Source organism: Arthrobacter sp. 2RAF22, assembly GCF_052115325.1.
GTDB lineage: Bacteria > Actinomycetota > Actinomycetes > Actinomycetales > Micrococcaceae > Arthrobacter.
In genome coordinates this window covers 12,924-37,229 of sequence record NZ_JBFRGL010000019.1, presented here as the reverse complement: position 1 = coordinate 37,229, position 24,306 = coordinate 12,924, and the positions used below count along the sequence as shown (strand labels likewise).

18 protein-coding genes, 2 tRNA genes and 1 pseudogene are annotated in these 24,306 nt (G+C 64.1%); 17 read left to right on the top strand and 4 right to left on the bottom strand.

What is annotated here, in order from left to right:
- Nucleotides 1-121 precede the first annotated feature (121 nt).
- From AB4068_RS14170 to AB4068_RS14160, 3 genes are all read left to right on the top strand, one after another.
- Nucleotides 122-1,123, top strand: coding sequence for a hypothetical protein (locus AB4068_RS14170; RefSeq protein ID WP_441433699.1), 1,002 nt, complete (start codon nt 122-124; stop codon nt 1,121-1,123).
- A 137-nt stretch (nt 1,124-1,260) separates the two neighbouring features.
- Nucleotides 1,261-1,743 carry a ribose-5-phosphate isomerase gene (locus AB4068_RS14165; protein WP_284991197.1) on the top strand — a complete coding sequence of 161 codons (483 nt, stop codon included), beginning with the start codon at nt 1,261-1,263 and terminating at the stop codon, nt 1,741-1,743.
- A complete protein-coding gene (locus tag AB4068_RS14160; protein WP_332603593.1) occupies nt 1,743-2,654 on the top strand; it encodes an Fpg/Nei family DNA glycosylase in 912 nt (303 codons plus the stop codon). Before AB4068_RS14165 ends, AB4068_RS14160 begins: the two co-directional genes overlap by 1 nt.
- Nucleotides 2,655-2,723: 69 nt before the next feature.
- Here AB4068_RS14160 and AB4068_RS14155 read toward each other — a convergent pair.
- Nucleotides 2,724-2,797 (bottom strand) — tRNA-Gly (locus AB4068_RS14155).
- 154 nt (nt 2,798-2,951) lie between these two features.
- Here AB4068_RS14155 and AB4068_RS14150 point away from each other — a divergent pair.
- From AB4068_RS14150 to AB4068_RS14125, 6 genes are all read left to right on the top strand, one after another.
- A tRNA-Pro gene (locus AB4068_RS14150) sits at nt 2,952-3,026 on the top strand.
- A gap of 68 nt (nt 3,027-3,094) precedes the next feature.
- On the top strand, nt 3,095-4,462 hold the full coding sequence (gene tig, locus AB4068_RS14145; protein ID WP_059390251.1) for a trigger factor: 1,368 nt from the start codon (nt 3,095-3,097) through the stop codon (nt 4,460-4,462).
- 242 nt (nt 4,463-4,704) lie between these two features.
- Complete coding sequence (locus AB4068_RS14140) at nt 4,705-5,316, top strand: ATP-dependent Clp protease proteolytic subunit (RefSeq protein ID WP_284991226.1); 612 nt, start codon at nt 4,705-4,707, stop codon at nt 5,314-5,316.
- A 37-nt stretch (nt 5,317-5,353) separates the two neighbouring features.
- The gene (locus AB4068_RS14135) at nt 5,354-6,013 is read left to right on the top strand and encodes an ATP-dependent Clp protease proteolytic subunit (protein WP_234749864.1); all 660 of its coding nucleotides are present in this window, start codon (nt 5,354-5,356) and stop codon (nt 6,011-6,013) included.
- Nucleotides 6,014-6,197: 184 nt separating this feature from the next.
- Nucleotides 6,198-7,484 (top strand): ATP-dependent Clp protease ATP-binding subunit ClpX, encoded by a 1,287-nt coding sequence (gene clpX, locus AB4068_RS14130; RefSeq protein ID WP_284991201.1) that lies wholly within the window; start codon nt 6,198-6,200, stop codon nt 7,482-7,484.
- An 80-nt stretch (nt 7,485-7,564) separates the two neighbouring features.
- Entirely contained in the window at nt 7,565-8,179 is a 615-nt protein-coding gene (locus tag AB4068_RS14125) for a mycothiol-dependent nitroreductase Rv2466c family protein (protein WP_059389364.1), read from the top strand.
- A gap of 34 nt (nt 8,180-8,213) precedes the next feature.
- On the opposite strand, the gene AB4068_RS14120 is transcribed toward AB4068_RS14125, so the two are convergent.
- Nucleotides 8,214-9,089, bottom strand: a complete 876-nt coding sequence (locus AB4068_RS14120; protein ID WP_284991202.1) for an Fpg/Nei family DNA glycosylase — start codon at nt 9,087-9,089, stop codon at nt 8,214-8,216.
- A 400-nt stretch (nt 9,090-9,489) separates the two neighbouring features.
- A complete protein-coding gene (gene valS / locus AB4068_RS14115; RefSeq protein ID WP_441433698.1) occupies nt 9,490-12,111 on the bottom strand; it encodes a valine--tRNA ligase in 2,622 nt (873 codons plus the stop codon).
- A 63-nt stretch (nt 12,112-12,174) separates the two neighbouring features.
- On the opposite strand from valS, the gene AB4068_RS14110 reads away from it, so the two are divergent.
- From AB4068_RS14110 to ndk, 7 genes and pseudogenes are all read left to right on the top strand, one after another.
- Complete coding sequence (locus tag AB4068_RS14110; protein ID WP_306959414.1) at nt 12,175-12,552, top strand: DUF488 domain-containing protein; 378 nt, start codon at nt 12,175-12,177, stop codon at nt 12,550-12,552.
- Nucleotides 12,549-13,190, top strand: a complete 642-nt coding sequence (locus AB4068_RS14105; protein ID WP_441433697.1) for a class I SAM-dependent methyltransferase — start codon at nt 12,549-12,551, stop codon at nt 13,188-13,190. Before AB4068_RS14110 ends, AB4068_RS14105 begins: the two co-directional genes overlap by 4 nt.
- A 9-nt stretch (nt 13,191-13,199) precedes the next feature.
- Nucleotides 13,200-13,958: an SDR family oxidoreductase gene (locus AB4068_RS14100; RefSeq protein ID WP_284991206.1), complete on the top strand. Its 759-nt coding sequence runs from the start codon at nt 13,200-13,202 to the stop codon at nt 13,956-13,958.
- Nucleotides 13,959-14,293: 335 nt separating this feature from the next.
- Nucleotides 14,294-17,620 (top strand): annotated as a pseudogene (gene ileS, locus AB4068_RS14095) (isoleucine--tRNA ligase); the annotation flags it as partial.
- A gap of 6 nt (nt 17,621-17,626) precedes the next feature.
- A complete protein-coding gene (locus AB4068_RS14090) occupies nt 17,627-18,988 on the top strand; it encodes a bifunctional folylpolyglutamate synthase/dihydrofolate synthase (protein WP_441433710.1) in 1,362 nt (453 codons plus the stop codon).
- A gap of 2 nt (nt 18,989-18,990) precedes the next feature.
- Nucleotides 18,991-19,446, top strand: a complete 456-nt coding sequence (locus tag AB4068_RS14085) for a DUF4233 domain-containing protein (RefSeq protein ID WP_307055087.1) — start codon at nt 18,991-18,993, stop codon at nt 19,444-19,446.
- A 53-nt stretch (nt 19,447-19,499) separates the two neighbouring features.
- Nucleotides 19,500-19,919 carry a nucleoside-diphosphate kinase gene (gene ndk, locus AB4068_RS14080; protein WP_284991209.1) on the top strand — a complete coding sequence of 140 codons (420 nt, stop codon included), beginning with the start codon at nt 19,500-19,502 and terminating at the stop codon, nt 19,917-19,919.
- Between the two features lie 77 nt (nt 19,920-19,996).
- Here ndk and AB4068_RS14075 read toward each other — a convergent pair whose 3' ends face one another.
- Entirely contained in the window at nt 19,997-20,680 is a 684-nt protein-coding gene (locus AB4068_RS14075; RefSeq protein ID WP_441433696.1) for a vitamin K epoxide reductase family protein, read from the bottom strand.
- A gap of 469 nt (nt 20,681-21,149) precedes the next feature.
- On the opposite strand from AB4068_RS14075, the gene AB4068_RS14070 reads away from it, so the two are divergent.
- A complete protein-coding gene (locus AB4068_RS14070; RefSeq protein WP_441433695.1) occupies nt 21,150-24,293 on the top strand; it encodes an Rne/Rng family ribonuclease in 3,144 nt (1,047 codons plus the stop codon).
- Nucleotides 24,294-24,306: the final 13 nt, after the last annotated feature.

The following is a 24,306-nucleotide window of genomic DNA, read 5'->3' as shown; positions in this document are numbered from 1 at the left end:
TGGTTTCGAGAAGCCGGTTGGTTTCAGCCAGCGCCGGCGCTGTGAAGTCATTCTTTCACTTGATTCCGCCTTGGCAAGGAAGCTCGATCACAGTGTCGCCGGCGCGGGGTAGCGTTGGAATATGGGAAAGATGCGCGACTCGCTGGACCTCCGGGCACTCCGCTTTGCAGTGGCATTTCCGCTGCTGCTGGCCGCCGCATTTGCCGTGTGCGCCCTCATGTTGCGCAACAACCTCCCGGATCCCGTGGCCATCGCTTGGAATGCCGACGGCGGAATCAGCTTTGCGCCGTTCCTCGCCTACGTACTCGGCGGAGGAGGGTTTCTGGTCGTCGCGGGTTGGCTGGTGTTCATCCAGGCTGTTCCCCTTGCCCGGCCGGTGATTATGCGCAGGGTCATGATGGGCATGGGCCTCATGGTGACTCTCTTCATTACCTCCGTGCTGGCCGCTGGCCTTGTGGGGCAAACAGGCCTCGCCGACGCCCGCGGCTCGCACGTTGATGCCACGGTCCTTGCCCTCGGCGCGGGTGCGGCTTTGCCCTTGGGCGTGGTCATGATGATGGCTTTCAAACCGGACCCGCATTGGACTCCGGAAGACGACGCCGCCCTCGAGGCCGAGCGGATCCGGACGGAAGACCCTGGCCTGGCGGAAGATTCCATGTTGCTGTGGGTCCATGCGCGGAGTTCGGTGTTCGTCATGATCTGCGTCGCCACCTTGTTCCCGGCCATGCTGATCGCGATTGCGCTCCCGTGGTTGGGCGCATTGTTGGCAGTGGTCGCGGTCATCGGAGCGTGTTTCCTGTTCGTCCGGGTGAGGGCGGACAGGAGAGGGGTGCAGGTCTTTGTTGCGGGGGTCCTGCGGGTCCTCACGGTGCCGGCCGTTGACATCGCCGGCGCAGCCGCTCAGGAAGTCAGGGCCGCGGACTTTGGCGGCTGGGGACTCCGGCACCACGGAGGTGCGACGGCCATGCTCGTGAGCAGCGGTCCCGCCGTCGTCGTCCGCCAGGTCAGCGGCCGCAGGGTGGCGTTCAGCGCCGGGACCTCGGCCACTGCGGACCGGCTCGCCGGGATCCTGAACCGCGTCGCGGCACGTGCCCAGCGCGGCGAGCAGCCTCCAGCCCCGTGAGCGCCGGAAGGTCTCCCGGTCTGCCGGCTTCGTCTTAAGAGGTGGGCCGGGGCACGATCCTAGTAACCTAGGAACCGCATCCCTCAACGCCGCGCCCGGCTTTGCCGCGTTCGCGCGCCAGACTGAATGGACTTCCTGTGACCACACCCCGCGTCCACATTGCCACGGACCACGCCGGCATGGAGCTCAGCGCCCACCTCGTAAGCCACTTGACCGCCAAAGGCTACGACGTCGTTGACCACGGCCCCAAGGTGTACGACGCCCTCGATGACTACCCTTCGTTCTGCATCAACGCTGCCACCGCGGTGGTCGCCGACCAAGAAGCCGGCGTTCACGCATTGGGCATCGTCCTGGGCGGATCCGGCAACGGCGAACAAATCGCCGCGAACAAGGTCAAGGGTGTCCGGGCCGCGCTCGCCTGGAACCTTTCGACCGCAAAGCTTGCCCGGGAGCACAACGACGCCAACGTGGTTGCCGTCGGCGGCCGCCAGCACACCGTCGAGGAAGCCACCGAACTGATCGAGGCCTTCCTGGAAGAACCGTTCAGCAACGACGAACGCCACGTGCGCCGCATCGGAAAAATCGCTACCTACGAGAACACCGGCGAAATCGTTGCCTAATGCCTGAAGGGCATTCCATCCATCGCCTGGCGCGCCAGTTCCAGGATGTTTTCGCCGGCCACGTGCTGGAAGTCTCCAGCCCCCAGGGCCGTTTCACCGCGGGTGCGGCGCTTTTGGACCGCCACGAACTGCTCGAAGCGACGGCGCACGGCAAGCAGCTCTTCCTCCGTTTTGACCACGGGGTGCTCCTGCATGTCCATCTGGGTCTCTACGGTGCGTGGAGCTTCGGTGGCGATGAATCCTTCACCGGGGCCTCGAGCATCGGGGCTCCGCGGCGGATCGGCGAACGGGAGAGTTTCTCGCAGGAAGCAGAGCAAGGTGCCGGCGAAGGGGGCGCCAGAAGCTACGCGGGTCCGCCTGAGCCCGTGGGTGCCGTCCGCGTTCGCCTCATTTCAGCGAACGGCTGGGCGGATCTCAGGGGCGCTACGACGTGCGCAGCGATCACCGATGCGGAGGCCGCTGCCGTCCTGGCGCGCCTGGGTCCCGATCCTCTCCACAACCGGCCCGACGATCGCGACGAGTTCGTCCGCCGCTTGCTGCGCCGCAAGACCGCCGTCGGGCTCCTCCTCATGGACCAGGCAATCGTGGCCGGAATCGGCAATATCTATCGCGCGGAGGTGCTGTTCCGCCAGCGCGTTGATCCGTGGACCCCGGGCAGCTCTCTGGGCGCCGAAACCGCCGGACGACTGTGGGATGACACCGTGGCGGCGATGTCCGACGGCGTCCGTGACGGGCGGATTGTTACGACCCCATCGGCTTTGTGGAGCGGCGGGAACGCCGGAGCGCTCGACGGCGAGGCGCACTTTGTCTACAAGCGGCACGGACAGCCGTGCCGGCGATGCGGCGAAACAGTGGGACTGGCCGAGATCGGTGCGCGCAAACTCTATTGGTGCCCCGGCTGCCAGAACTGAAGTGCGCCTTTGGCGGGCGCAAACAGGCGGAAACACGAAGGGCCCCTCATGGAGGGGCCCTTCGTTCTGTGGAGGGGACGACGGGAATCGAACCCGCGTAATCAGTTTGGAAGACTGAGGCTTTACCATTAAGCTACGTCCCCGGGCAAGGCTGCATGGGTCTCTACGAATCCATCAGAGGGTTCCGTGCATCTTTCCGGCGGCTGTTGAAGCCGGATATAACTAAACCTAATTCAGGGGCCAAGTGTCAAATGTGCATTCTCCGGCGAGATGCCCGTAGACTGTCCTGTGCATTCACGGGGTGTAGCTCAGCTTGGCTAGAGCGCCTGCTTTGGGAGCAGGAAGTCGCAGGTTCAAATCCTGTCACCCCGACTCTGTGTGCCTGTTCCGATCCGGAACGCGGCAGAACCCCATCCCACAAAACCAGGAGTACTTAGACTGTGAAGAGCGCTGTCGAGAACCTCACCGCCACGCGGGTCAAGCTCAACGTTGAGGTTCCCTTTGAGGAACTGAAGCCGAGCATCGATGCCGCTTACAAGACCGTTGCTTCGCAGATCCAGGTTCCCGGGTTCCGCAAGGGCAAGGTTCCCTCCAAGCTGGTTGACCAGCGCGTTGGCCGCGGCTACGTCCTGGAGACCGCCATCAACGATGGCCTCAACGGCTGGTACCAGGCTGCCGTCCAGGAAGCCGGCCTCCGTCCGCTGAGCCGTCCCGAGGTTGAGATCACCGAGGTTCCGGACCCGTCCTCGACCGACGGTGAACTGAAGTTCCAGGTTGAGATCGACGTCCGTCCCGAGGTTGAGCTCCCCGACTACGCCGGCATCAAGGTAGAGGTTGCCGCAGCCGATTCCTCCGACGCCGACGTCGACAAGGCCCTCGACGAGCTCCGCGGCCGCTTCGGCACGCTGAAGTCCGTTGACCGCCCGGCCGCCGATGGTGACTTCCTGACCATCGACATCACCGCCACGATCGACGGCGCTGAGATCGACTCCGCCACCGGCCTGTCCTACCAGGTTGGCGCAGGCACCATGCTTGAAGGCCTCGATGAGGCCGTCACCGGCCTTTCTGCCGAAGAAGAAGCAATCTTCGACACCACCCTGGTTGGCGGCGAGCACGCCGGCGAAGCAGCCCAGGTCAAAGTTGTTGTCAAGACCGTCAAGGAGCGCGAGCTTCCTGAGGCCAACGACGACTTCGCCCAGTTGGCATCCGAGTTCGACACCCTCGCCGAACTGCGTGAAGACCTTGCCAAGCAGGCCGCTGAGTCCAAGGTCGTCGGCCAGGGCGTCGAAGCCCGTGACAAGGTCCTGGACAAGCTCGTGGAGCTCATCGAGGTTCCGGTTCCGGACTCTGTAGTCGAAGAGCAGCTCGAAGCGCACTTCAACCCGGAGAACGCCCACGGTGAAGGCGATCACGACACCGAGGAACACCGCGCCGAGGTCAAGGCCAACACCGCCCGCGCCTTCCAGAACGAGATCATCCTTGACGCCATTGCCGACAAGGAAGAAGTGAGCGTCAGCCAGAACGAGCTGATCGACTACATCGTCACCACGGCAAGCCAGTACGGCATGGACCCGAACCAGTTCGCCCAGATCATCGATCAGAGCGGCCAGGTTCCCATGATGGTTTCCGAGGTCCGCCGCCGTAAGGCTCTCGCAGTTGTCCTCGGCCAGGCCGAGGTTGTCGACTCCGAGGGCAACAAGGTCGACCTCAGCGACTTCGTGCGCCCCGCGGGCGAAGAGGCCTCCGTCGAGGAAGCCGAAGAGGCAGCTGTTGTTCCCAGCGACGACCCCGCCGCAGTGAAGTTCTAGTTTCAACTCAAGCCGCCCCCGGATCATGGATCCGGGGGCGGCTTGGTTTAAGCCCCGGAACCGTGCAAAGTACGCCCTTCCGCAATCGTGCGCCGTCAGCGAACAGCGCGATTTGGGAGAACAAATCGCCGTGGAAAACGGTTAGTGTCCAAGTAGTGAAGATCAGGGATGGCAAGTTCAGCAATGGCCATGTCACCAGCGAGAGGTAAGTACTTATGTCACAGCACGCAGAGGCCCCCAGGATGGCAACCGTCGATCCAGCGGCCCAGGACAACTACATCTACAACCGCCTGCTGAAAGAGCGCATCATCTGGCTCGGATCCGAAGTCCGTGACGAAAACGCCAACGCGATCTGCTCCCAGCTCCTCCTCCTCTCGGCTGAAGACCCTGAGAAGGACATCTACCTCTACATCAACTCGCCTGGCGGCTCCGTGACCGCCGGCATGGCTATCTACGACACCATGCAGTTCATCCCGAACGACGTCGTGACGGTTGCCACCGGCCTCGCGGCCTCCATGGGCCAGTTCCTCCTTTCCTCGGGCACCAAGGGCAAGCGCTACGCCACGCCCAACGCCCGCATCCTGATGCACCAGCCTTCCGGCGGCATCGGTGGCACGGCGTCGGACATCAAGATCCAGGCGGAGCTGATCCTTCACATGAAGAAGGTCATGGCCGAGCTGACAGCCGAACAGACCGGACAGACCGTGGAGACCATCCTCAAGGACAACGACCGCGACAAGTGGTTCACGGCCACCGAAGCGCTCGAGTACGGCTTCTTCGACAAGATCTCCGCCCACGCAGGCTCTGTGGCCGGTGGCGGCGGAACGGCCAACTCGTCGAATTCCGAGAAGTAACCGGCACCAAGAAACATTCAGATCAGGAGCAATGAAAATGAACTACAACTTTGGATGGTCTGCCGGTAATCTCCCGTCCAGCCGCTACGTCCTCCCGCAGTTCGAGGAGCGCACGCCCTACGGCTTCAAGCGCCAGGACCCGTACACGAAACTCTTCGAGGACCGCATCATCTTTCTCGGTGTGCAGGTTGACGACGCTTCTGCCGACGACATCATGGCCCAGCTGCTGGTGCTCGAGTCCACGGACCCGGACCGCGACATCACGTTGTACATCAACTCCCCGGGTGGCTCGTTCACGGCCATGACGGCGATCTACGACACGATGACGTACATTCGTCCGGAGATCCAGACCGTGTGCCTCGGCCAGGCGGCCAGCGCGGCGGCTGTGCTGCTCGCGGCAGGTACGGCGGGCAAACGCCTCGCCCTGCCCAACGCCCGGGTTCTGATCCACCAGCCGTCGCTGTCCGGCGGCCAGGGGGGCCAGGCTTCCGACCTCGAGATCCAGGCCGCAGAAGTCATGCGCATGCGCTCATGGCTTGAGGACACGCTGGCCAAGCACTCCGGTCGGACGCCGGAACAGGTCAACAACGATATCGAGCGCGACAAGATCCTCACCGCTGCCGAGGCAATGAACTACGGATTGATCGACCAGGTGCTCGATTCCCGCAAGATCAAGCCCCAGGCTATCGCCAGGTAACTGGCCAAAACTCGACGCCGGTGCGGTTCAGGAAATATGGACCGCATCGGCGTTCTGTTTCAACCCAAGCAGCCCATTGTGTCCTACAGTGGAAGTTGTCATGGTGGCGCCCCCGCTGCGATCGGCGCGAAATCGCGGATAGGTACGGGGCTGCACCACCCGCATGAAACGAAGGGATTCCCACATGGCTCGGATTGGCGAGAGCACGGATCTGCTGAAGTGTTCTTTCTGCGGAAAGAGCCAAAAGCAGGTTCGGAAGCTGATTGCCGGGCCCGGCGTGTACATCTGCGACGAGTGCATCGAACTCTGCAACGAGATCATCGAAGAGGAGCTCGCCGAAGTATCGGATCTCGGTAGCTTCGAGTTGCCCAAGCCGCGGGAGATCTTCGACTTCCTCCAGGAATACGTCATTGGGCAGGAGCCCGCGAAACGCTCCCTCGCCGTCGCGGTCTACAACCACTACAAGCGCATCCAAGCGGGCCACGCACCGAAGACCGGCCTCGGTGAAGGTGGACACCATGAGGACGTGGAGATCGCCAAGTCCAACATCCTGCTGATCGGTCCCACCGGCTGCGGCAAGACCTACTTGGCACAAACCCTTGCCCGCCGCCTGAACGTACCGTTCGCTGTTGCCGACGCCACGGCCCTGACGGAGGCCGGTTACGTTGGCGAAGACGTCGAAAACATCCTCCTGAAGCTCATCCAGGCCGCCGACTACGACGTCAAGAAGGCCGAACAAGGCATCATCTACATCGACGAGATCGACAAGATTTCGCGCAAGAGCGAGAATCCGTCCATCACGCGCGATGTGTCCGGCGAGGGTGTGCAGCAGGCGCTTCTTAAGATCCTCGAAGGCACAGTGGCCTCGGTTCCGCCCCAGGGCGGACGCAAACACCCGCACCAGGAATTCATCCAGATCGACACCACCAACGTGCTGTTCATTGTGGCCGGTGCGTTCGCCGGGCTCGAGGACATCATTGGATCGCGGTCCGGCCGCAAAGGCATAGGCTTCGGGGCCCCGCTCAACGAGGTCAAGGACAACGTGGACAGCTATGGCGAGGTGATGCCGGAGGATCTGCTCAAGTTCGGGCTGATTCCCGAATTCATCGGGCGCCTGCCCGTGATCACCACTGTGTCCAACCTTGACCGTTCCGCGCTCATCCAGATTCTCTCCAAGCCCAAGAACGCCCTGATCAAGCAGTACCAGAAGATGTTTCAGCTGGACGGCGTGGAGCTTTTGTTCGACGACGACGCCCTGGACTCGATCGCGGACCAAGCCCTTGAACGTGGCACCGGAGCCCGCGGCCTGCGTGCCATCATGGAGGAAGTGCTGCTACCGGTCATGTTCGACCTGCCAAGCAGGGACGACATCGCCAGCGTCGTCATCACTGCCGATGCCGTGAACAAGAAGGGCCAGCCCACCATGATCGCGCACGAGGTCATTGCGAAGCGTCGGAATAAGTCCGCCTAGCCAGAGGTTGGCATGATTGGTGCCGGACACCGTTTTCGTCCGCCTACCCGCGCCCCTTACGCCTATCGAAGGAGTTCCCTGTGCCCGAGCAGACCGCCAACAAGGTCGATTTCTGGTTCGATCCCATGTGCCCATTTGCCTGGGTGACATCCCGCTGGATCGGTGAAGTGGAAGACGTCCGCGGCATCGAGACCAACTGGAACGTCATGAGTCTCTCGGTCCTCAACGAAGGCCGCGAACTGCCTGCCGAATACACCGAGAAGATGAAGCAGGGCTGGGGACCTGTCCGGGTCATCATTGCCGCCCGCGAGCTGCACGGAGACGAATACGTCAAGCCGTTGTACGACGCGATGGGGTCCCTCATCCACCACGAAGGCATCAAGGATTTCGCCGAGGTCATCTCGAAGGCCCTGGCTGAAACCGGCCTTCCCGCCGAGTTGGCACGTTTCGCCGATTCCGAGGAATACGACGTCCAGCTGCGTGCAAGCCATGAATCGGGGATCTCCTTGGTGGGCCAGGATGTTGGCACCCCCGTGGTCGCCGTCAACGGCACGGCCTTCTTCGGTCCTGTCCTCACCCGTATTCCCCGTGGCGAGGAAGCCGGCCGGATCTGGGACGCCACCGTCACCTTGGCCGGGTACCCGCACTTCTTCGAACTCAAACGCAGCCGCACGGAAAGCCCGGAATTCAACTAGCCCGGAATTCAACCAGCTTGAGCCGTGGGCCAGGCTATTTCAGGAACCGCGACGTTCGACGGTCTGCGAGGATCTTTCCGTTTGTCTGGCAGCCAGGGCAATACTGCAATGACGTGTCGGCAAAGGACACCTCGCGGATCGTGGTTCCGCACACGGGGCAAGGCTGGCCCGCCCTGCCGTGGACCCGCATGGTGTTCCGCTTGGTGTCCTTGAGTTCGCTTGACGCTTTCCCGACGGCGGCGGCCACAGCCGCACCCAGGACGCTTTCGATGGACTCATAGAGGACACGGGTGGTGTCCTTGTCCAGCGACTTGGCGATCGCGAACGGTGAAATCCTGGCTGCGTGAAGGATCTCGTCGCTATAGGCGTTCCCGATGCCCGCGATGACGCCTTGGCTCCGAAGGACTCCCTTGATCTGGTGCGCGTTTGTGGAAAGGATTCCGGCCAAGGTCTCCTCCGTGAAGGCCGGGCTCAGCGGGTCCGGGCCAAGGGTCGCTATTCCCGGAACGTCCAGGGGCCTGCGCACCACGTATACGGCCAGGCTTTTCTTCGTCCCGGCCTCCGTCAGGTCCACTCCGACGTGGGTTGAACCGTCGCTCTTGGTGAAGCCAATCCTTGCCGCGATATTGCTGCCGCCCATCCGAAGCTGGGTTTGCGACGGCTGCTCCGTGTACCGGAGCCACCCGGCCTTGGCGAGGTGGAAGATGAAATGGATGCCTTCGGCGTCGAGGCTGACGAACTTTCCGAAGCGTTCCACACCGACGATCTTGCGACCCTCCAGCGCTGAGTAAGGGGGATCGGCTGTCTTCAGCACGGCAAAAGAGGTGATCTGGATCTTCGTCAGTTCGGCACCGAGAAGATTCCTGCCCAGAAAGGCAGTCAGCCCGGCCACCTCGGGAAGTTCTGGCATAGCAACACTGTGCCACAAAGCACCGGCACCCAGAACCCCGGAGGCCCGCAGCGAGGCGTCCGAATTACATGCCAGTAGTTCGTGAAGGGGGCTTGTGCTGGCCGGGGAGCGGGTCAAGAATAGAACTTACCCACTTCGAAAGAAGAGGGACACGGAAACCAGAGATTCAGTGATATGCATCTGACGCAGCCTTCGGCAAAGTTGGATGCAAGCTACCAGTGACGAGGTAGGAAGACCTGAAAGTCCGAGGATTCCGCCAGACTGCCAAGACGTCACCGGGCAGCCGAAAAGTCGAAGCCCCACCAACGGCTAAACGCTGATGGGGCTTCCCCTTTGCCCTGAAATCCCAAGTGCCTGGAACTTCCCGGGCGGCCCGGAAAAACTCCCGGGCTCTTCCAAACTACGCCTGGGCGGGTTCCTCGGCAGGCGCCAGGACTACGTCGCTCACCGTGAGTTCGCCGTCCCCGGCCACCAGTGAAATCTCCTGGGCGTTGGCCGCGGCCTTCAGGTCTCCCAGTCCGGCTTCCAGCTGTGCCACAAATGACTCGGTAGCGGTGATCGTGGCCGACAGGACCTCGGTGCGCTGCTTGACCTTGGCCTCGGACTTGGCCTTGCGGATGCCGCTCAGCGCGATGCCGACGGTGCCCAGCATGGTGGTGTCGCCGTCGACGATTTCCACTGCTGCCGGCCACGCCGCGCGGTGGACCGAACCCGTGCGCCACCAGCTCCAGACCTCTTCGGTGGCGAAGGGCAGGAACGGCGCGAACAGGCGCAACAGCGCATCCAGCGTGGTGGCAAGGGCAGCAAGCACGGATGCCTGCTCGGTCTCGCCGGCCGCACCGTAGGCGCGGTCCTTGATGAGCTCCACGTAGTCGTCCGTGAACTGCCAGAAGAACGATTCCGTGATCTGCAGGGCGCGGGCGTAGTCGTAGTTGTCGAACGCCTTGGTGGACTGTGCCACGACATCGGCCAGCTGCGCGAGCAATGCCCGGTCTAAGGGGTTGCTCAGGACGGAGAGGTCCGCGCCGACCACCGAGTTCTCCGTGGCGCCCAGGTTCAACACGAACTTGGAGGCATTGAGCAGCTTGATGGCCAGGCGGCGCCCGATCTTCATCTGGGCGATCTCGTAGGCGGTGTCGGCGCCGAGCTTGGCCGAGGCGGCCCAGTAACGGACGGCGTCGGAGCCGAATTCGTTCAGGACGTCGGTGGGAACAACCACGTTGCCCTTGGACTTGGACATCTTCTTGCGGTCCGGGTCCAGGATCCAGCCCGAGATGGCGGCGTGCTTCCACGGCGCGCTGTCCTGCAGGGCATCTGCCCGGACAGCCGAGGAGAAGAGCCAGGTGCGGATGATGTCGTGGCCCTGCGGCCGGAGGTCGAAGGGGTAGACCTTGCCGAACAGTTCCTCGTCACGGCTCCAGCCGCCCACGATCTGCGGGGTCAGCGAAGACGTGGCCCAGGTGTCCAGGACATCCGCGTCGCCGATGAAGCCATTGGGCTGCTCGCGCTGGGACTCGTCGAAGCCGGGGGCCGCGTCCGCCGCAGGGTCCACGGGAAGGGACTCGTCGGACGGCAGGATCGGGTTCTCGTAGTCCGGGTTGCCCTGGGCATCCAGCGGGTACCAGACGGGGATCGGCACACCGAAGAAGCGCTGGCGTGAAACGAGCCAGTCACCGTTCAGCCCGGAAATCCAGTTCTCGTAGCGGGAACGCATGAACGACGGGTGGAATTCGATCTCGTGTCCGCGCGCGATCAACCGCTCGCGGCGGTCCTCGTCCCGTCCGCCATTGCGGATGTACCACTGGCGCGAGGTGACAACTTCAAGGGGCTTGTCGCCCTTCTCGAAGAAGTTCACGGGGTGCGTGATCTTCTTGGGCTCGCCATCCAGCAAATCGGCGGCGGCGAGAAGCTCGACCACCGCCTCCTTGGCAGAGAACGCAGTCTTGCCGGCAATCGCCGCGTAGGCTTCCTTGCCGGCGTCGGTGGTGATCCACTCGGGTGTCTCGGCGATGATGCGGCCGTCGCGGCCCATGATGGCGCGGGTGGGCAACTGCAGCTCGCGCCACCAGGTGACGTCGGTCAGGTCGCCGAAGGTACAGACCATGGCGATGCCGGAACCCTTGTCCGCCTTGGCGAGCGGATGGGCTTTGACCTCGAGTTCGACGTCGAACAGGGGAGACGTGACGGTCTTGCCGAACAGCGGCTGGTAGCGCTCGTCGTCGGGGTTCGCCACCAACGCGGCGCACGCGGCGAGGAGTTCCGGACGTGTTGTCTCGATGTAGATCTTCTCGCCGTCAGCGGTGAAGAAAGGGTAGCGGTAGTACGCGCCGGCAACCTCGCGGTCCTCGAGTTCGGCCTGCGCGACGGCGGTACGGAACGTCACGTCCCACAGGGTGGGGGCCTCGGCCATGTAGGCGTCACCGGCGTTCAGGTTCGCGAGGAACGCACGCTGGGACACCGCACGGGAGGTGTCGTCGATGGTGCGGTAGGTGAGGTCCCAGTCAACGGACAGGCCGAGTGTCTGGAACAGGTTCTCGAAGACCTTTTCGTCTTCGACGGCGAGTTCCTCGCAGAGTTCGATGAAGTTCTGGCGCGAGACGACGTCGAAATCGCGCTGGTTCTTGGCCGGCTGTGCCGGCGGGCGGTAGTCGGCGTTGTAGGGAATGGCGGGATCGCAGCGGACGCCGTAGTAGTTCTGGACGCGGCGCTCGGTAGGCAGCCCGTTGTCGTCCCAGCCCATCGGGTAGAAGACGTTCTTGCCGGTCATGCGCATGTAGCGGGCCTGGACATCCGTCTGCGTGAACGAGAACATGTGGCCCACGTGGAGCGAACCGGATGCGGTGGGCGGGGGAGTGTCGATCGAGTAGACCTGCTCCCGGGTGGTGTCCGGGTTGAACTTGTAGGTTCCGTCGTCCAGCCAGCGCTGCGTCAGGGCAGCCTCGAGGCCTTCAAGGGCCGGCTTGTCGGGAACGTTGATGGGGGCGGTGGCGGGCGTGTCTGTACCCTGCGTTGATTCAGCCATGGGCCAATTGTTTCATGGCGCCCTTTGTTCCGTGGCACGCAGGGGTGCAGTAGCATGCGGGCCATGACGGAACTCAAGGACGTTTTGGTTATCAAGCGCATCTATGACGAAGCAGCGGACGACGACGGCTACCGGGTTCTGGTCGACAGGCTGTGGCCGCGAGGGGTATCCAAAGAACGCGCCCACCTGGATCTCTGGCTCAAGGAGATCGCTCCCTCGCCGCCCCTCCGTACCGAGTTTGCCCATATGCAGGAGCGATTCGAGGACTTCCGCCGCTCGTACCAGGCTGAGCTGGAACAGAATCCCGCCGTGGAGCAGCTGCTGGAGCTGGCGGCCGCGGAAAAGCGCGTCACGCTGCTCTACGGCGCCAGGGACCCTGAAATCAATCACGCCCGCGTCCTGCTGGAGTTCCTGCTGGGCGCCGGGAAGACGGACATATGACCACGCCGCAGCATCCGCGCTTCGCGAGGGCCTACGCCCGGGCGGTTCCGGCGATAAACCTGCGCGGCGGCACCGAGCACCGGCGCACCCTGCTGGCTGGCCTGCGAGGCCGCGTCATCGAGGTTGGCGCCGGCGAGGGCTCGTCGTTCGGCCTGTACCCGGCCACCGTGGAAAGTGTCCTCGCGGTTGAACCTGATGACTACCTCAGGGAACTTGCTGGAGCCAAGGCAGGGCTTGCCGCAGTGCCGGTCACGGTTGTTCCCGGAACCGCCGAAAATATTCCAGCGGCCGACGGCCAGGCGGACGCCGTCGTAGTCAGCCTTGTCCTCTGTAGCGTCGAGGACCAGGCGGACGCGCTGGCGGAAATCCGYCGGGTGCTTCGGCCCGGCGGAACCCTGGCGTTCTACGAGCACGTGCGCTCGGACAAGCGGTTTCTCGCTGCCGTCGAAGATCTTCTCACTCCGGCCTGGCGGCACATGGCCGGAGGCTGCCATCCCAACCGCAATACACTGCACGCGATCGGCGCAGCCGGCTTCCAGGTGCTGCACAGTGAGCGTTTCGGCTTCTCCGCCGGCCCGCTGTCTCCGTCGATCGCCCACATCCTTGGGCGTGCGGTTTCTCCCGGTGAACAGCGTTAGGGTGGTGCCATGACTGAGGAAGTACAGACGAAGACCGCAGTAGTGACCGGCGCCAGCACGGGAATCGGCGAAGCCACGGTGAGGGCCCTCACCGCCGAGGGTTGGAAGGTATTCGCCGTCGCCCGCCGTGCCGAGCGGCTTGAGGCACTCGGCGCCGAGAGCGGCGCCGTGCCGTTCGCCGCGGACATCACCAACGACGACGACGTCGCGGCCTTGCTCTCAGCCGTCACCGAGGCAGGGGGAGCGGACACGCTCATCAACATTGCCGGCGGTGCGCGGGGCGCCGACACCCTGGCCAATGCCCAGACCGAGGACTGGGACTGGATGTACCAAGTCAACGTGCTCGGCACGCTGAAGCTGACCCGGGCCTTCCTCCCGATGCTGCGGGCCAACGGCGAGGGCACCGTTTTGAACCTGACGTCGACGGCGGGATTCACGGCCTACGAAGGCGGCGGCGGGTACAACGCGGCAAAGTTCGCCCAGCACGCCATGACCGGCGCCCTGCGCCTGGAGGAAGCCGAGAACAACATCCGCGTCATCGAGGTGGCACCCGGCCTCGTCCGCACGGAGGAATTCGCTCTCAACCGCCTCGGCGATGCCACCGCGGCAGCCAAGGTATACGCCGGCGTCGAGAAGCCGCTCACCCCGGAGGACGTCGCCGACGTCGTCAAGTACGCGGTCTCATTGCCGCACCACATCAACCTGGACGAGATCATCGTCCGCCCGGTGGCGCAGGCCGCTACCCACAAGTTGATCCGCAAGGGCTAAGGTACCGGCGTCGCCGACGCCCGCGCGGCAGCCCAAGTGGAGCTCGCAGTGCCGCTGCCGCTAGACTTGTGGCACAAGCTTTGACCCGGACATCACCGGTGAGCTTCCGGAAGAACGCCCCCGCCACCCCGGGGGTCAGTAGAACCGGACGGGTAAGCCCGTCACAGCAGCAATGAGCGGCCGACGCCGGAACAGCTCCTCTTCGAAGGGGCCGCGCCAGCGGCGGTAAGTGAGGTGGTACCGCGGTACCGGCGCTGTTGGAAACAACGCAGCTGGCGCCGTCCTCGCATCCTGAATGAAACTTTGTGTTCACCGGCTCAACCCAGGATGAAGAGATGACGTATTACCCCAAGGCCTCCACAGCTCTCTCCGGCACCCCCCGAGGGGTGTCCGCCTCCGTGAAGTTCCCGGAGATCGAAGAGCGCATCCTCAAGTACTGGGATGAAGACGGCACCTTCCAAGCCAGCATCGACAACCGCAGCGCGGACCTGCCCGGAGGGCACCCCGGCAGTAACGAGTTCGTCTTCTATGACGGTCCTCCCTTCGCCAACGGGCTGCCCCACTACGGCCACCTCCTGACCGGCTACGCCAAGGACCTGGTGGGCCGCTACCAGACCCAGCGCGGCAAGCGCGTCGAACGGCGCTTCGGCTGGGACACCCACGGCTTGCCCGCCGAACTCGAGGCCATGAAGCAACTGGGCATGACGGACAAGACCCAGATCGAAGCGATGGGCATAGACAAATTCAACGACGCCTGCCGCGCCTCGGTCATGAAGTACGCGGACGAATGGAAGAGCTACGTCACGCGGCAGGCACGCTGGGTGGACTTCGACAACGACTACAAGACCCTCAACGTCGAGTACATGGAGTCTGTCCTTTGGGCCTTCAAGCAGCTCCACGAGAAGGGCCTCACCTACAACGGGTACCGCGTCCTGCCGTACTGCTGGAAGGACGAGACGCCGCTGTCCAACCATGAGTTGCGCATGGATGACGATGTCTACAAGAACCGCCAGGACCAGACCGTCACCGTGACCTTCCCCATCAAGGCAGGGGAGTCGGAACTCTCCAAGTCCCTTGAAGGCGTGCAGGCGCTCGCGTGGACCACGACCCCCTGGACGCTGCCCACCAACCTGGCGCTCGCCGTCGGGCCCGACATTTCTTACGCGGTGGTTCCGGCCGGTCCCAACGGGATCAAGGCCGCCTCCGCGGAGGCTCCGGTGAAGGGCAGCTTCCTGCTGGCCGCCGATCTCCTCGGCACCTACGCCAAGGACCTGGGGTACGACGACGGCGCTGCCGCTACCGCCGCCGTCACGGCAAGCTACACGGGCACCGAGTTGGCCGGCCTGGAGTACGAGCCGCTTTGGGACTACTTCTCCGATACCGAGAAGTACGGCACCCAGAACGCCTGGCGTTTCCTCGTGGCGGACTACGTCACCACCACCGACGGTACGGGCATCGTCCACCAGGCTCCGGCCTACGGCGAGGACGACCAGAAAGTCTGTGAGGACGCGGGCATCCCCGTGGTCCTTTCCGTCGACGAGGGCGCCAAGTTCCTCCACCTGTTCGCGCACGGATCGCTCGCCGAAATCTCCGGGCTGCAGGTGTTCGATGCCAACAAGCCGATCACCCAGGCACTGCGTTCCGGCGGTCGCTTGGTTCGCCAGGCCAGTTACGAGCACAGCTACCCGCACTGCTGGCGCTGCCGCAACCCCCTGATCTACCGTGCCGTGTCCTCCTGGTACGTGGAGGTCACCAAGTTCAAGGACCGGATGTCCGAACTGAACCAGGAGATCAACTGGATCCCGGGCAACGTCAAGGACGGACAGTTCGGCAAGTGGCTGGCCAACGCCCGCGACTGGTCCATCAGCCGCAACCGCTACTGGGGCTCGCCCATTCCGGTGTGGCAGTCCGACGACCCCGAGTACCCGCGCACGGACGTTTATGGCTCCCTCGCCGAGATGGAGGCCGATTTCGGCCGCCTTCCGATGAACAACGACGGCCAGGTCGACCTGCACCGCCCGTTCATCGACGAACTGACCCGGCCCAACCCGGACGACCCGCGCTCGCCTGAAGAGGGCCAGTCCACCATGCGCCGGGTGGAGGACGTCCTGGATGTCTGGTTCGACTCGGGCTCCATGCCCTACGGGCAGGTGCACTATCCTTTCCAGAACGAGGAATGGTTCGACACCCACAACCCTGCCGACTTCATCGTCGAGTACATCGGGCAGACCCGCGGCTGGTTCTACATGCTGCACATCCTGTCCACGGCACTCTTCGACCGGCCGGCCTTCCGCAATGTGATCAGCCATGGCATCGTGCTGGGTTCGGACGGGCAAAAGATGTCCAAGAGCCTGCGCAACTACCCGGACGTCTCCGAGGTCCTGGACCGCGACGGCTCCGACGCCATGCGCTGGTTCCTGATGTCCAGCCCCATCCTGCGCGGCGGCAACCTCGTGGTCACCGAACAGGGAATCCGCGACGGCGTCCGCCAAGTCATCCTGCCGCTGTGGAACGTGTACAGCTTCTTCACGCTGTACACGAACGCCTCCCACACAGTGGATGGGACAGCCGCCGGCTATGACGCCAAGCCGCGCTACGACGGCTACACGGACACCATGGACCAGTACTTGCTGGCAAACACCGGTGACCTCGTCCGCAACGTCACCTCCAGCCTGGACGAATACGACATTTCCGGGGCTTGCGATGAACTGCGCAGCTACCTGGATATGCTCACCAACTGGTATGTCCGCCGCAGCCGCCAGCGCTTCTTCGACGAGAACACCGACGCCTTCGACGCCCTCTACACGGCGCTCGAAGCGGTCTGCCGAGTCTCGGCGTCGCTCCTTCCTTTGGTTTCCGAGGAGATCTGGCGCGGCCTGACCGGCGGGCGCTCCGTGCACTTGGCTGACTGGCCCGAGGCGTCGCTGTTCCCGGCGAACCCGGAACTCGTCGAGGCGATGGACCGGGTCCAGCAGATCTGCTCCACCGGTTCCAGCCTGCGCAAGGCCGCCAACCTCCGCGTTCGCTTGCCGCTGCAGGAACTCACTGTGGTGGCGCCCGGTGCTGATGCGCTGGCAGGCTTCGCCGCCGTCGTCGCGGATGAACTGAACCTGCGTTCCGTGCGCCTCCTCGACGCCGCCACGGCGTCGCCGGAGGAATTCGGTATCGAGCAGAAACTCGTGGTCAATGCCCGCGCGGCAGGTCCGCGACTGGGCAAGAACGTCCAGCAGGCCATCAAGGGTTCCAAGTCCGGCGACTGGTCTGTTTCCGATGCGGGAGTGGTCACGGCGGGCGGCCTTGAGCTGGAACCGCAGGAGTACACGCTCGAGACTGTCGTCGCGGAATCTGCTGACGGCTCGTCCGCGGCCGTCGCTGTCCTTCCGGGCGGCGGCTTCGTGGTCCTGAACACCGAAGTCACTCCGGAACTGGCAGCCGAAGGCCTGGCTCGCGACATGGTCCGCGCCATCCAGCAGGCCCGCAAGGACGCAGGACTCAACGTGAGCGACCGCATCCACACCACGGTCCTGGCCGTCCATGACGTCGTTGACGCCTTGCGCGCCAACGAAGAGCTGGTCAAGACCGAAACCCTGTCCCTCAAGCTCGACCCCGTCGTCTCCGGCGATGCCGCCGAGCCGCAGATCACCGTTACCAAGATCGAGGCCGGGTACATGAGCGACGAATTCTCCGTAGAAAGTGTCTACGCCGAACTCCTGGGCCGCGCCCCGGAAAACAAAATGGAGCCGCGGCTGGCGCCCCTGTACCGGGCGATGGATGTGCTGGGGGAGCCCAACAAGGCGTTCCCGATCATCCACATCACGGGCACCAACGGCAAGACCTCAACAGCCCGGATGATCGAGGCCGGGCTTCGTGCCCACGGATTGAGTACAGGCCGTTATACGAGTCCGCACCTGTCGAAGGTCACCGAGCGCATCAGCATCGACGGCGAGCCGGTTTCGGACGAGACCTTTGTCCGGATCTGGGACGAGATCCGTCCGTACCTCGAAATCGTGGACAAGGAGCTCGAGGCGGACGGCCAGCCCAGGCTCACGTACTTCGAGTGCCTGACCATCCTGGGCTTCGCGATCTTCGCGGACCAACCCGTGAATGTCGCCGTGATTGAAGTGGGGCTCGGCGGCATCACCGACGCCACGAATGTGGGCGATGGACAGGTTTCCGTGGTGACGCCGATTTCGCTTGACCACACGGATCTCCTCGGCGATACCACCGAGGACATCGCGCGCGAGAAGGCCGGAATCATCAAGCCCGGCGGCTTCCTGATCAGCGCGGCCCAGCCGGTGGACGCCGCGCAGGTGCTCCTTGAGAAGGCGCGCGAGGTTGGGGTGCCGTTCCGCTTCGAAGGCGTCGAATTCGGCGTCGAGTCCCGCAGCGTTGCCGTCGGAGGCCAAGTCCTGACCATCCAGGGGCTCGCGGGCCGCTATGAGGACCTGCTGCTTCCCTTGCACGGCGCCCATCAGGCCGAGAACGCGGCCGTCGCGGTCGCGGCCCTGGAAGCGTTCTTCGGTGGCGGTGAAAAAGAGCTCGACGGCGACCTCCTGCGCGAAGCGTTCGGCAACGTCACGTCGCCTGGCCGTCTTGAAGTGGTGCGCACCGCTCCCACGATCATCGTGGATGCGGCCCACAACCCTGACGGCATCCGCGCCTCGGCCGAGGCAATTGAAGAGGCCTTCAGCTTCAGCAAGCTCGTGGTGGTCCTCGGGGTCCTCAAGGAAAAGGACGCGGAGGAAATCCTGCGGCAGCTCAAGGAATCGCTGGGTGGACTGGCAGAGGAGTTCTGCTTCACACAGTCCAGCTCGCCGAGGGCCATCCCGGCGGCGCAACTGGCCGATCTCGCCGTCGACCTTGGCTTCGGTGGGGACAATGTCCACATTGCCGAGAAACTGGATGACGCGATCGAGTGGGCCGTGGAGCGTGCCGAAGCGAACGATGACCTGGCCGGCGGCGTACTCGTCACGGGTTCCATCACCGTGGTGGCCGAGGCCCGCATGCTCCTGGGGAAGGTTGGTTCCTGAGCATGGCCAAACTCACCAAAGCCCAGCGCGAATGGCGGCCCGGGATGCCCAAGAAGCGCCGCTCCACCAAGGTGATGTTCGCTTCGACCGTCCTGCTTTTGGAGGCCTTCGTCGCGTTCTTCGCCACCTTGGCAGTCTTCGGACTGAAGCGCGGAGAGGTGCAGCCGGCCCTGATCCTGACCTTCGGCATCAGCCTGAGCGTCATCCTGATCCTGGCCTGTGCCGTGCTTAGCAAGCCGTGGGGCATCGGGGTCGGCTGGGTAATGCAGCTGGTCTTGATTCTTTCCGGCTTCGTCGAGCCCACGATGTTCGTGGTGGGAGTCCTGTTCGCGGCCTGCTGGTGGTACGGCATCCGTGCCGGCATCAGAATCGACCGCGAGAACGCCCAGCGTGATCGTGAGCAAGCCGAATGGAACGCTTCGCACGGGGACTCTGGGGGCAGCGCGGGCGTCGCCTGAGCTAAACCCCGTAAACTGGCTGGGAAACCCACACATCCAACATTGGAGCAACCGTGAGCATTGAGCGCACCCTTGTACTGATCAAGCCCGACGGCGTCGCCCGCAACTTGAGCGGCAGCATCCTCGCCCGCATCGAGTCCAAGGGATACTCCTTGGTCGAATTGAAGAAGGTCAACGCAACCCGCGATCTCCTTGAGCAGCACTACGAAGAGCACCTGGGCAAGCCGTTCTACGAGCCGCTGGTCGAGTTCATGCTCAGCGGCCCGGTTGTCGCTGCCATCTTCGAGGGCCACCGCGTGATCGAAGGCTTCCGTTCCCTTGCTGGAACCACGGACCCGACGACTGCGGCGCCCGGCACCATCCGCGGTGACTTCGGCCGTGACTGGGGCCTGGCTGTGCAGCAGAACCTGGTCCACGGTTCCGATTCGGTGGATTCCGCCGAGCGCGAGATCAAGATCTGGTTCGGCGCGTAGTTTTCAGACACACCAAAAGCGGAAGGGGCCCATGTTCATGCGAACATGGGCCCCTTCCGCTGTTGACGGCTTGGTGCTTAGTAACCCGACGTGCCGATGAAGACGTTGATGAAGGCAAAGAAGATACTGGCGATCACGCCAACGTAGAGCAGCGCGGAAATGATCCAACCGGATTCGCTCAGGATCTTGGCCAGGCCTGCGGGCGCTGGAATGACTCCGTGCGCCACGTTCCTGATGGTCACGAAGACGAAGAGCGGGATCATGCATGCCCACACCACCATGCAGAACGGGCACAGGATATGAATGACATACAGGGCCTGGGACCAGAGCCAGACGATGAAGATGAACCCCAGTGTGACGCCCGTCTGCAGTCCGATCCAATACCAGCGGGCGAACTTGGCCCCGGCAAAGATCGCCATGGCGGTGGTGATGATCACGGCGAAGGCGACAATCCCGATGAACATGTTGGGGAAACCGAAAACCGAACTCTGCGGTGTTTTCATGACGCTGCCACAGGACACCCACGGATTGAGGTCGCAGGCCGTTATGTGGTTGGGGTCCATGAGAACCTGCAGCTTTTCCAGCACGAGTGCGCCGGACGCAAGCCACGCGATCGCGCCGGTGGCGAGCAAGAGCCAGGCAAAGGGGCGGTCGCGGACCATGCGCGGCATGGCTGCGTCGTCGGTGTGTCTGCCGGTTCCCTCCTGCCCGAGGGAGCGGGCATCGTTATTGGCCAGGTTCGGGCTGGCGGGGCTCGGCATGGTTGGCTGTCCTTTTCTGGATGGCCCGGCGCAGGACCGGGGACTGCTCTTGGGAGGATTCTAGCCGCGGAGGCTGGAGGACGCGTCCAGCAAAGGCGGCGGCACGGAAGCTTTCAGGGCATGCTTCCTGCCGGGAGTGCGGGCGTGTGAGAGAATGAACATGGCCGGAAGCCGATCCACATGCGGAATCCGGTCCGGTATCTTGTTCCCAAGACCGCCAATCATTTGCAGGGCATGCCCAGGATCCAATGATCCCCGGCAGGGCCGCAGTGACCATGGACGGCACCTGGTTGTGGCATTAGAACAACGGGTTTGGAGCGAAGCCGGCTTTCCGTGGATGCCGCACCCCCATGCTGGTGCGAACCGGAAAGACTACTACTGACTTCTGTCAACGCCTGCGGGTTTTGACAATATTGCCCCTCTGGGCACCGGATGTGGCGGTTGCGCAAGGGCAGGAGTGTTGCCACATATGGATAACGAGCAAGTTGTAGCCGCCGCCGAAGATGCGGCGTCCACCGAGACCACCGAAGCACCCAAAAAGGTCACCCGCACCCGCCGCAAGGCTGCACCGAAGACGGTCGCCGCGGATGAAGCCCCCGACGCCGGAGCTGCCGCAACCGCCGCCGAGCCTGTCGCCGAAGCGAGCGACGCGGAAACGCCCAAGGCTCCCGTCCGGCGCACCAGGGCTCGAAAGAAGGTCGAAACCTCCGAGCCGCTGCCGGGTTTCGCTGAAGAAGCGTCCACGGAAGGTGGCGAGGCACCGGAGGCTGCTGCCGCCGTCGTACCTGAAATAGCACCAGAGGCCGAAGCCGCCCCCGAAAAGCCGGTCCGCCGGCGTCGTACGACGAGGGCAAAGAGCGCCGATCCCGTTACCGAAGAAGCCCCGGTTGAAACGCCGGCTGCCGACGTTGCCTCGCCCGGGGAAACCACTGTGGAGCCGCCGGCCGAGGAGCCCGCGCCCGAGGAAACCACCGGGGAGCCGGCCGTCGACGCCGAAGCCGCAAGTCCGATCGCGTCGCTGTTCCTGGAACCTGCCTCCGTCACGTCCATGATCTTCCAGGCACCTGACTTGAGCGCCGTTGTCCGTCCGGCCGTCGTCGACGAGGAACCGCGGGCCGAAGCTGAGGAAGGTTCCGAGGAGAACGAACTGGACGAAGCCGGCAGCCGCCGTCGGCGTCGCAGCCGTGGCCGTCGCGGACGCCGGGGCACCGAGCGTGATGACGCGGGAGAAGAAACCTCTGCGGAATCCGAGGACGAGGCAGAAGCCGGTACCGAGGAGGCCCTCGAAGAAGGCGTGACCTCCCGCCGTCGCCGGCGCCGTCGTCGCGGCGATCAGGACCTGGAACTGACGGGCGGCGGAGACGACGATCCCCCCAACACTGTGACCCGCGTCCGCGCTCCCCGCGCGCACGTTGAGTCCACCAGCGGCTCCGACCGAGTCACGAGCGTCAAGGGCTCCACCCGACTTGAAGCAAAGAAGCAGCGCCGCCGCGAATCCCGCGAGACCGGCCGCCGCCGCCAGGTCATCACCGAAGCCGAATTCCTGGCCCGCCGTGAGTCCGTCGACCGCCAGATGATCGTTCGCCAGCGCGACGACAGGATCCAGATCGGTGTCCTCGAAGACGGCGTGCTCGCGGAGCACTTCGTGTCCAAGACACAGCAGGATTCCCTCATCGGCAACGTCTACCTGGGCAAGGTCCAGAACGTGCTGCCGTCGATGGAAGCCGCGTTCGTAGACATCGGGCGCGGCCGCAACGCCGTACTGTACGCCGGTGAAGTCAACTGGGATGCCGTCACCCTGGAAGGCAAACCGCGCCGCATCGAGAACGCCCTGAAGTCAGGCGACTCCGTGCTGGTCCAGGTCACCAAGGACCCGGTGGGCCACAAGGGCGCACGCCTGACGAGCCAGATTTCACTTCCCGGCCGCTACCTTGTGTACGTACCGGGCGGGTCAATGACGGGAATTTCCCGCAAGCTGCCCGACGTCGAGCGCAACCGCCTGAAGAAAATCCTCAAGGACCGCCTCCCGGAGAACGCGGGCGTTATTGTCCGCACCGCCGCCGAGGGTGCTTCCGAGGAAGAGCTGACGCACGATATCAACCGCTTGCGGGCCCAGTGGGAAGGCATCGAAAGCCAGTCCACGTCCACCAAGATCCTGGCTCCGGAACTGCTGTACGGCGAACCGGACCTCACCATCAAGGTTGTCCGTGACGTCTTCAACGAGGACTTCTCCAAGCTCATCGTCTCCGGCGATGAAGCCTGGGACACGATCGAGGCCTACGTCACGTACGTGGCGCCGGACCTGGTGGGACGCCTCGAGAAGTGGACCTCGGACCAGGACATTTTCTCGGCATGGCGTGTGGACGAACAGATCCACAAGGCCTTGGAACGCAAGGTCTTCCTGCCCTCCGGTGGTTCGCTCGTGATCGACCGCACGGAGGCCATGACGGTTGTCGACGTCAACACCGGGAAGTTCACCGGCAGCGGCGGCAACCTCGAGGAGACCGTCACCAAGAACAACCTTGAGGCTGCCGAGGAAGTGGTCCGCCAGCTCCGCTTGCGCGACATCGGTGGAATCATCGTCATCGACTTCATCGACATGGTCCTGGAATCCAACCGCGATCTCGTGTTGCGCCGCCTGGTCGAGTGCCTCGGCCGGGACCGTACCAAGCACCAGGTCGCCGAGGTGACCTCGCTTGGATTGGTCCAGATGACCCGCAAGCGCATGGGCACCGGCCTGCTGGAGGTCTTCGGCGAGCAGTGCGAGACGTGCGCAGGGCGCGGAATCGTCACGCACGACGAGCCCGTGGAGCACCGTCGGGCCAACGTCGTGGCAGCTGAACACCACCACCCGCGCACGGAGTCACAGCCAGCCGTCCGCCCCGAGCAGCGCAAGCGTCGCCGCGGCCGCGGCACGGGGCCGGGGACCACTGAACTGCCCGTCACCCCTTCGGTGCCGGTCCACACTGTGGAATCCACCGACCCGAACCGGCAGGCAGCCACCCGCGCAGCCCTTGCCACCATCGCGGCTGCAGCCCACGCTGCCCACCTGCACGACGACGAGCTCCACCACGCGGCGGAATTGCTCGCCGACGGGCACGCAGCGGAAGTAACCCCGGTCCGGGCCCCAGCGGCCCCGGTCCAGGCTCCGGCCGCTGCTTCGAGTGGCGAGGAACGTTCGAAGCCTGTGCTGCGATTCGGCGGCGAGGAAGTTGCGTTGCCTTTCGTCCACCACGAAGAGGAGGCTGCAAGTGGCACACCTGCCATGAGCCTGGACCTATTGGCACAGGCATTCGCAGGCCTCGGAGAAGCTCCGGACACCGCCACGACGTCAACGTCAGCCAAGGAAACCCCCGCAGAGGCCCCCGCAGCCGTTGCAAGCGGTGAATCCCCGGACTCGGGTTCGCGTGGACGCCGAGGCCGACGCAACCGTAGCGCCAGCCGGGCCCAGGGTGCCGCCAACGCCACCAACGTGGAGCACCACGAGGTTGCCGCGGCTGCTTCCGGTGGGGCCGCGCACGAGGCCAAGGCGGCAGACGCCGCCCCGACGAAGCCGACGGCGGCAGCGGAACCGATCATCCTCGGCGTCGGTGTGCCGAAGTCCGAACTCTGAACGCAGTACCGTG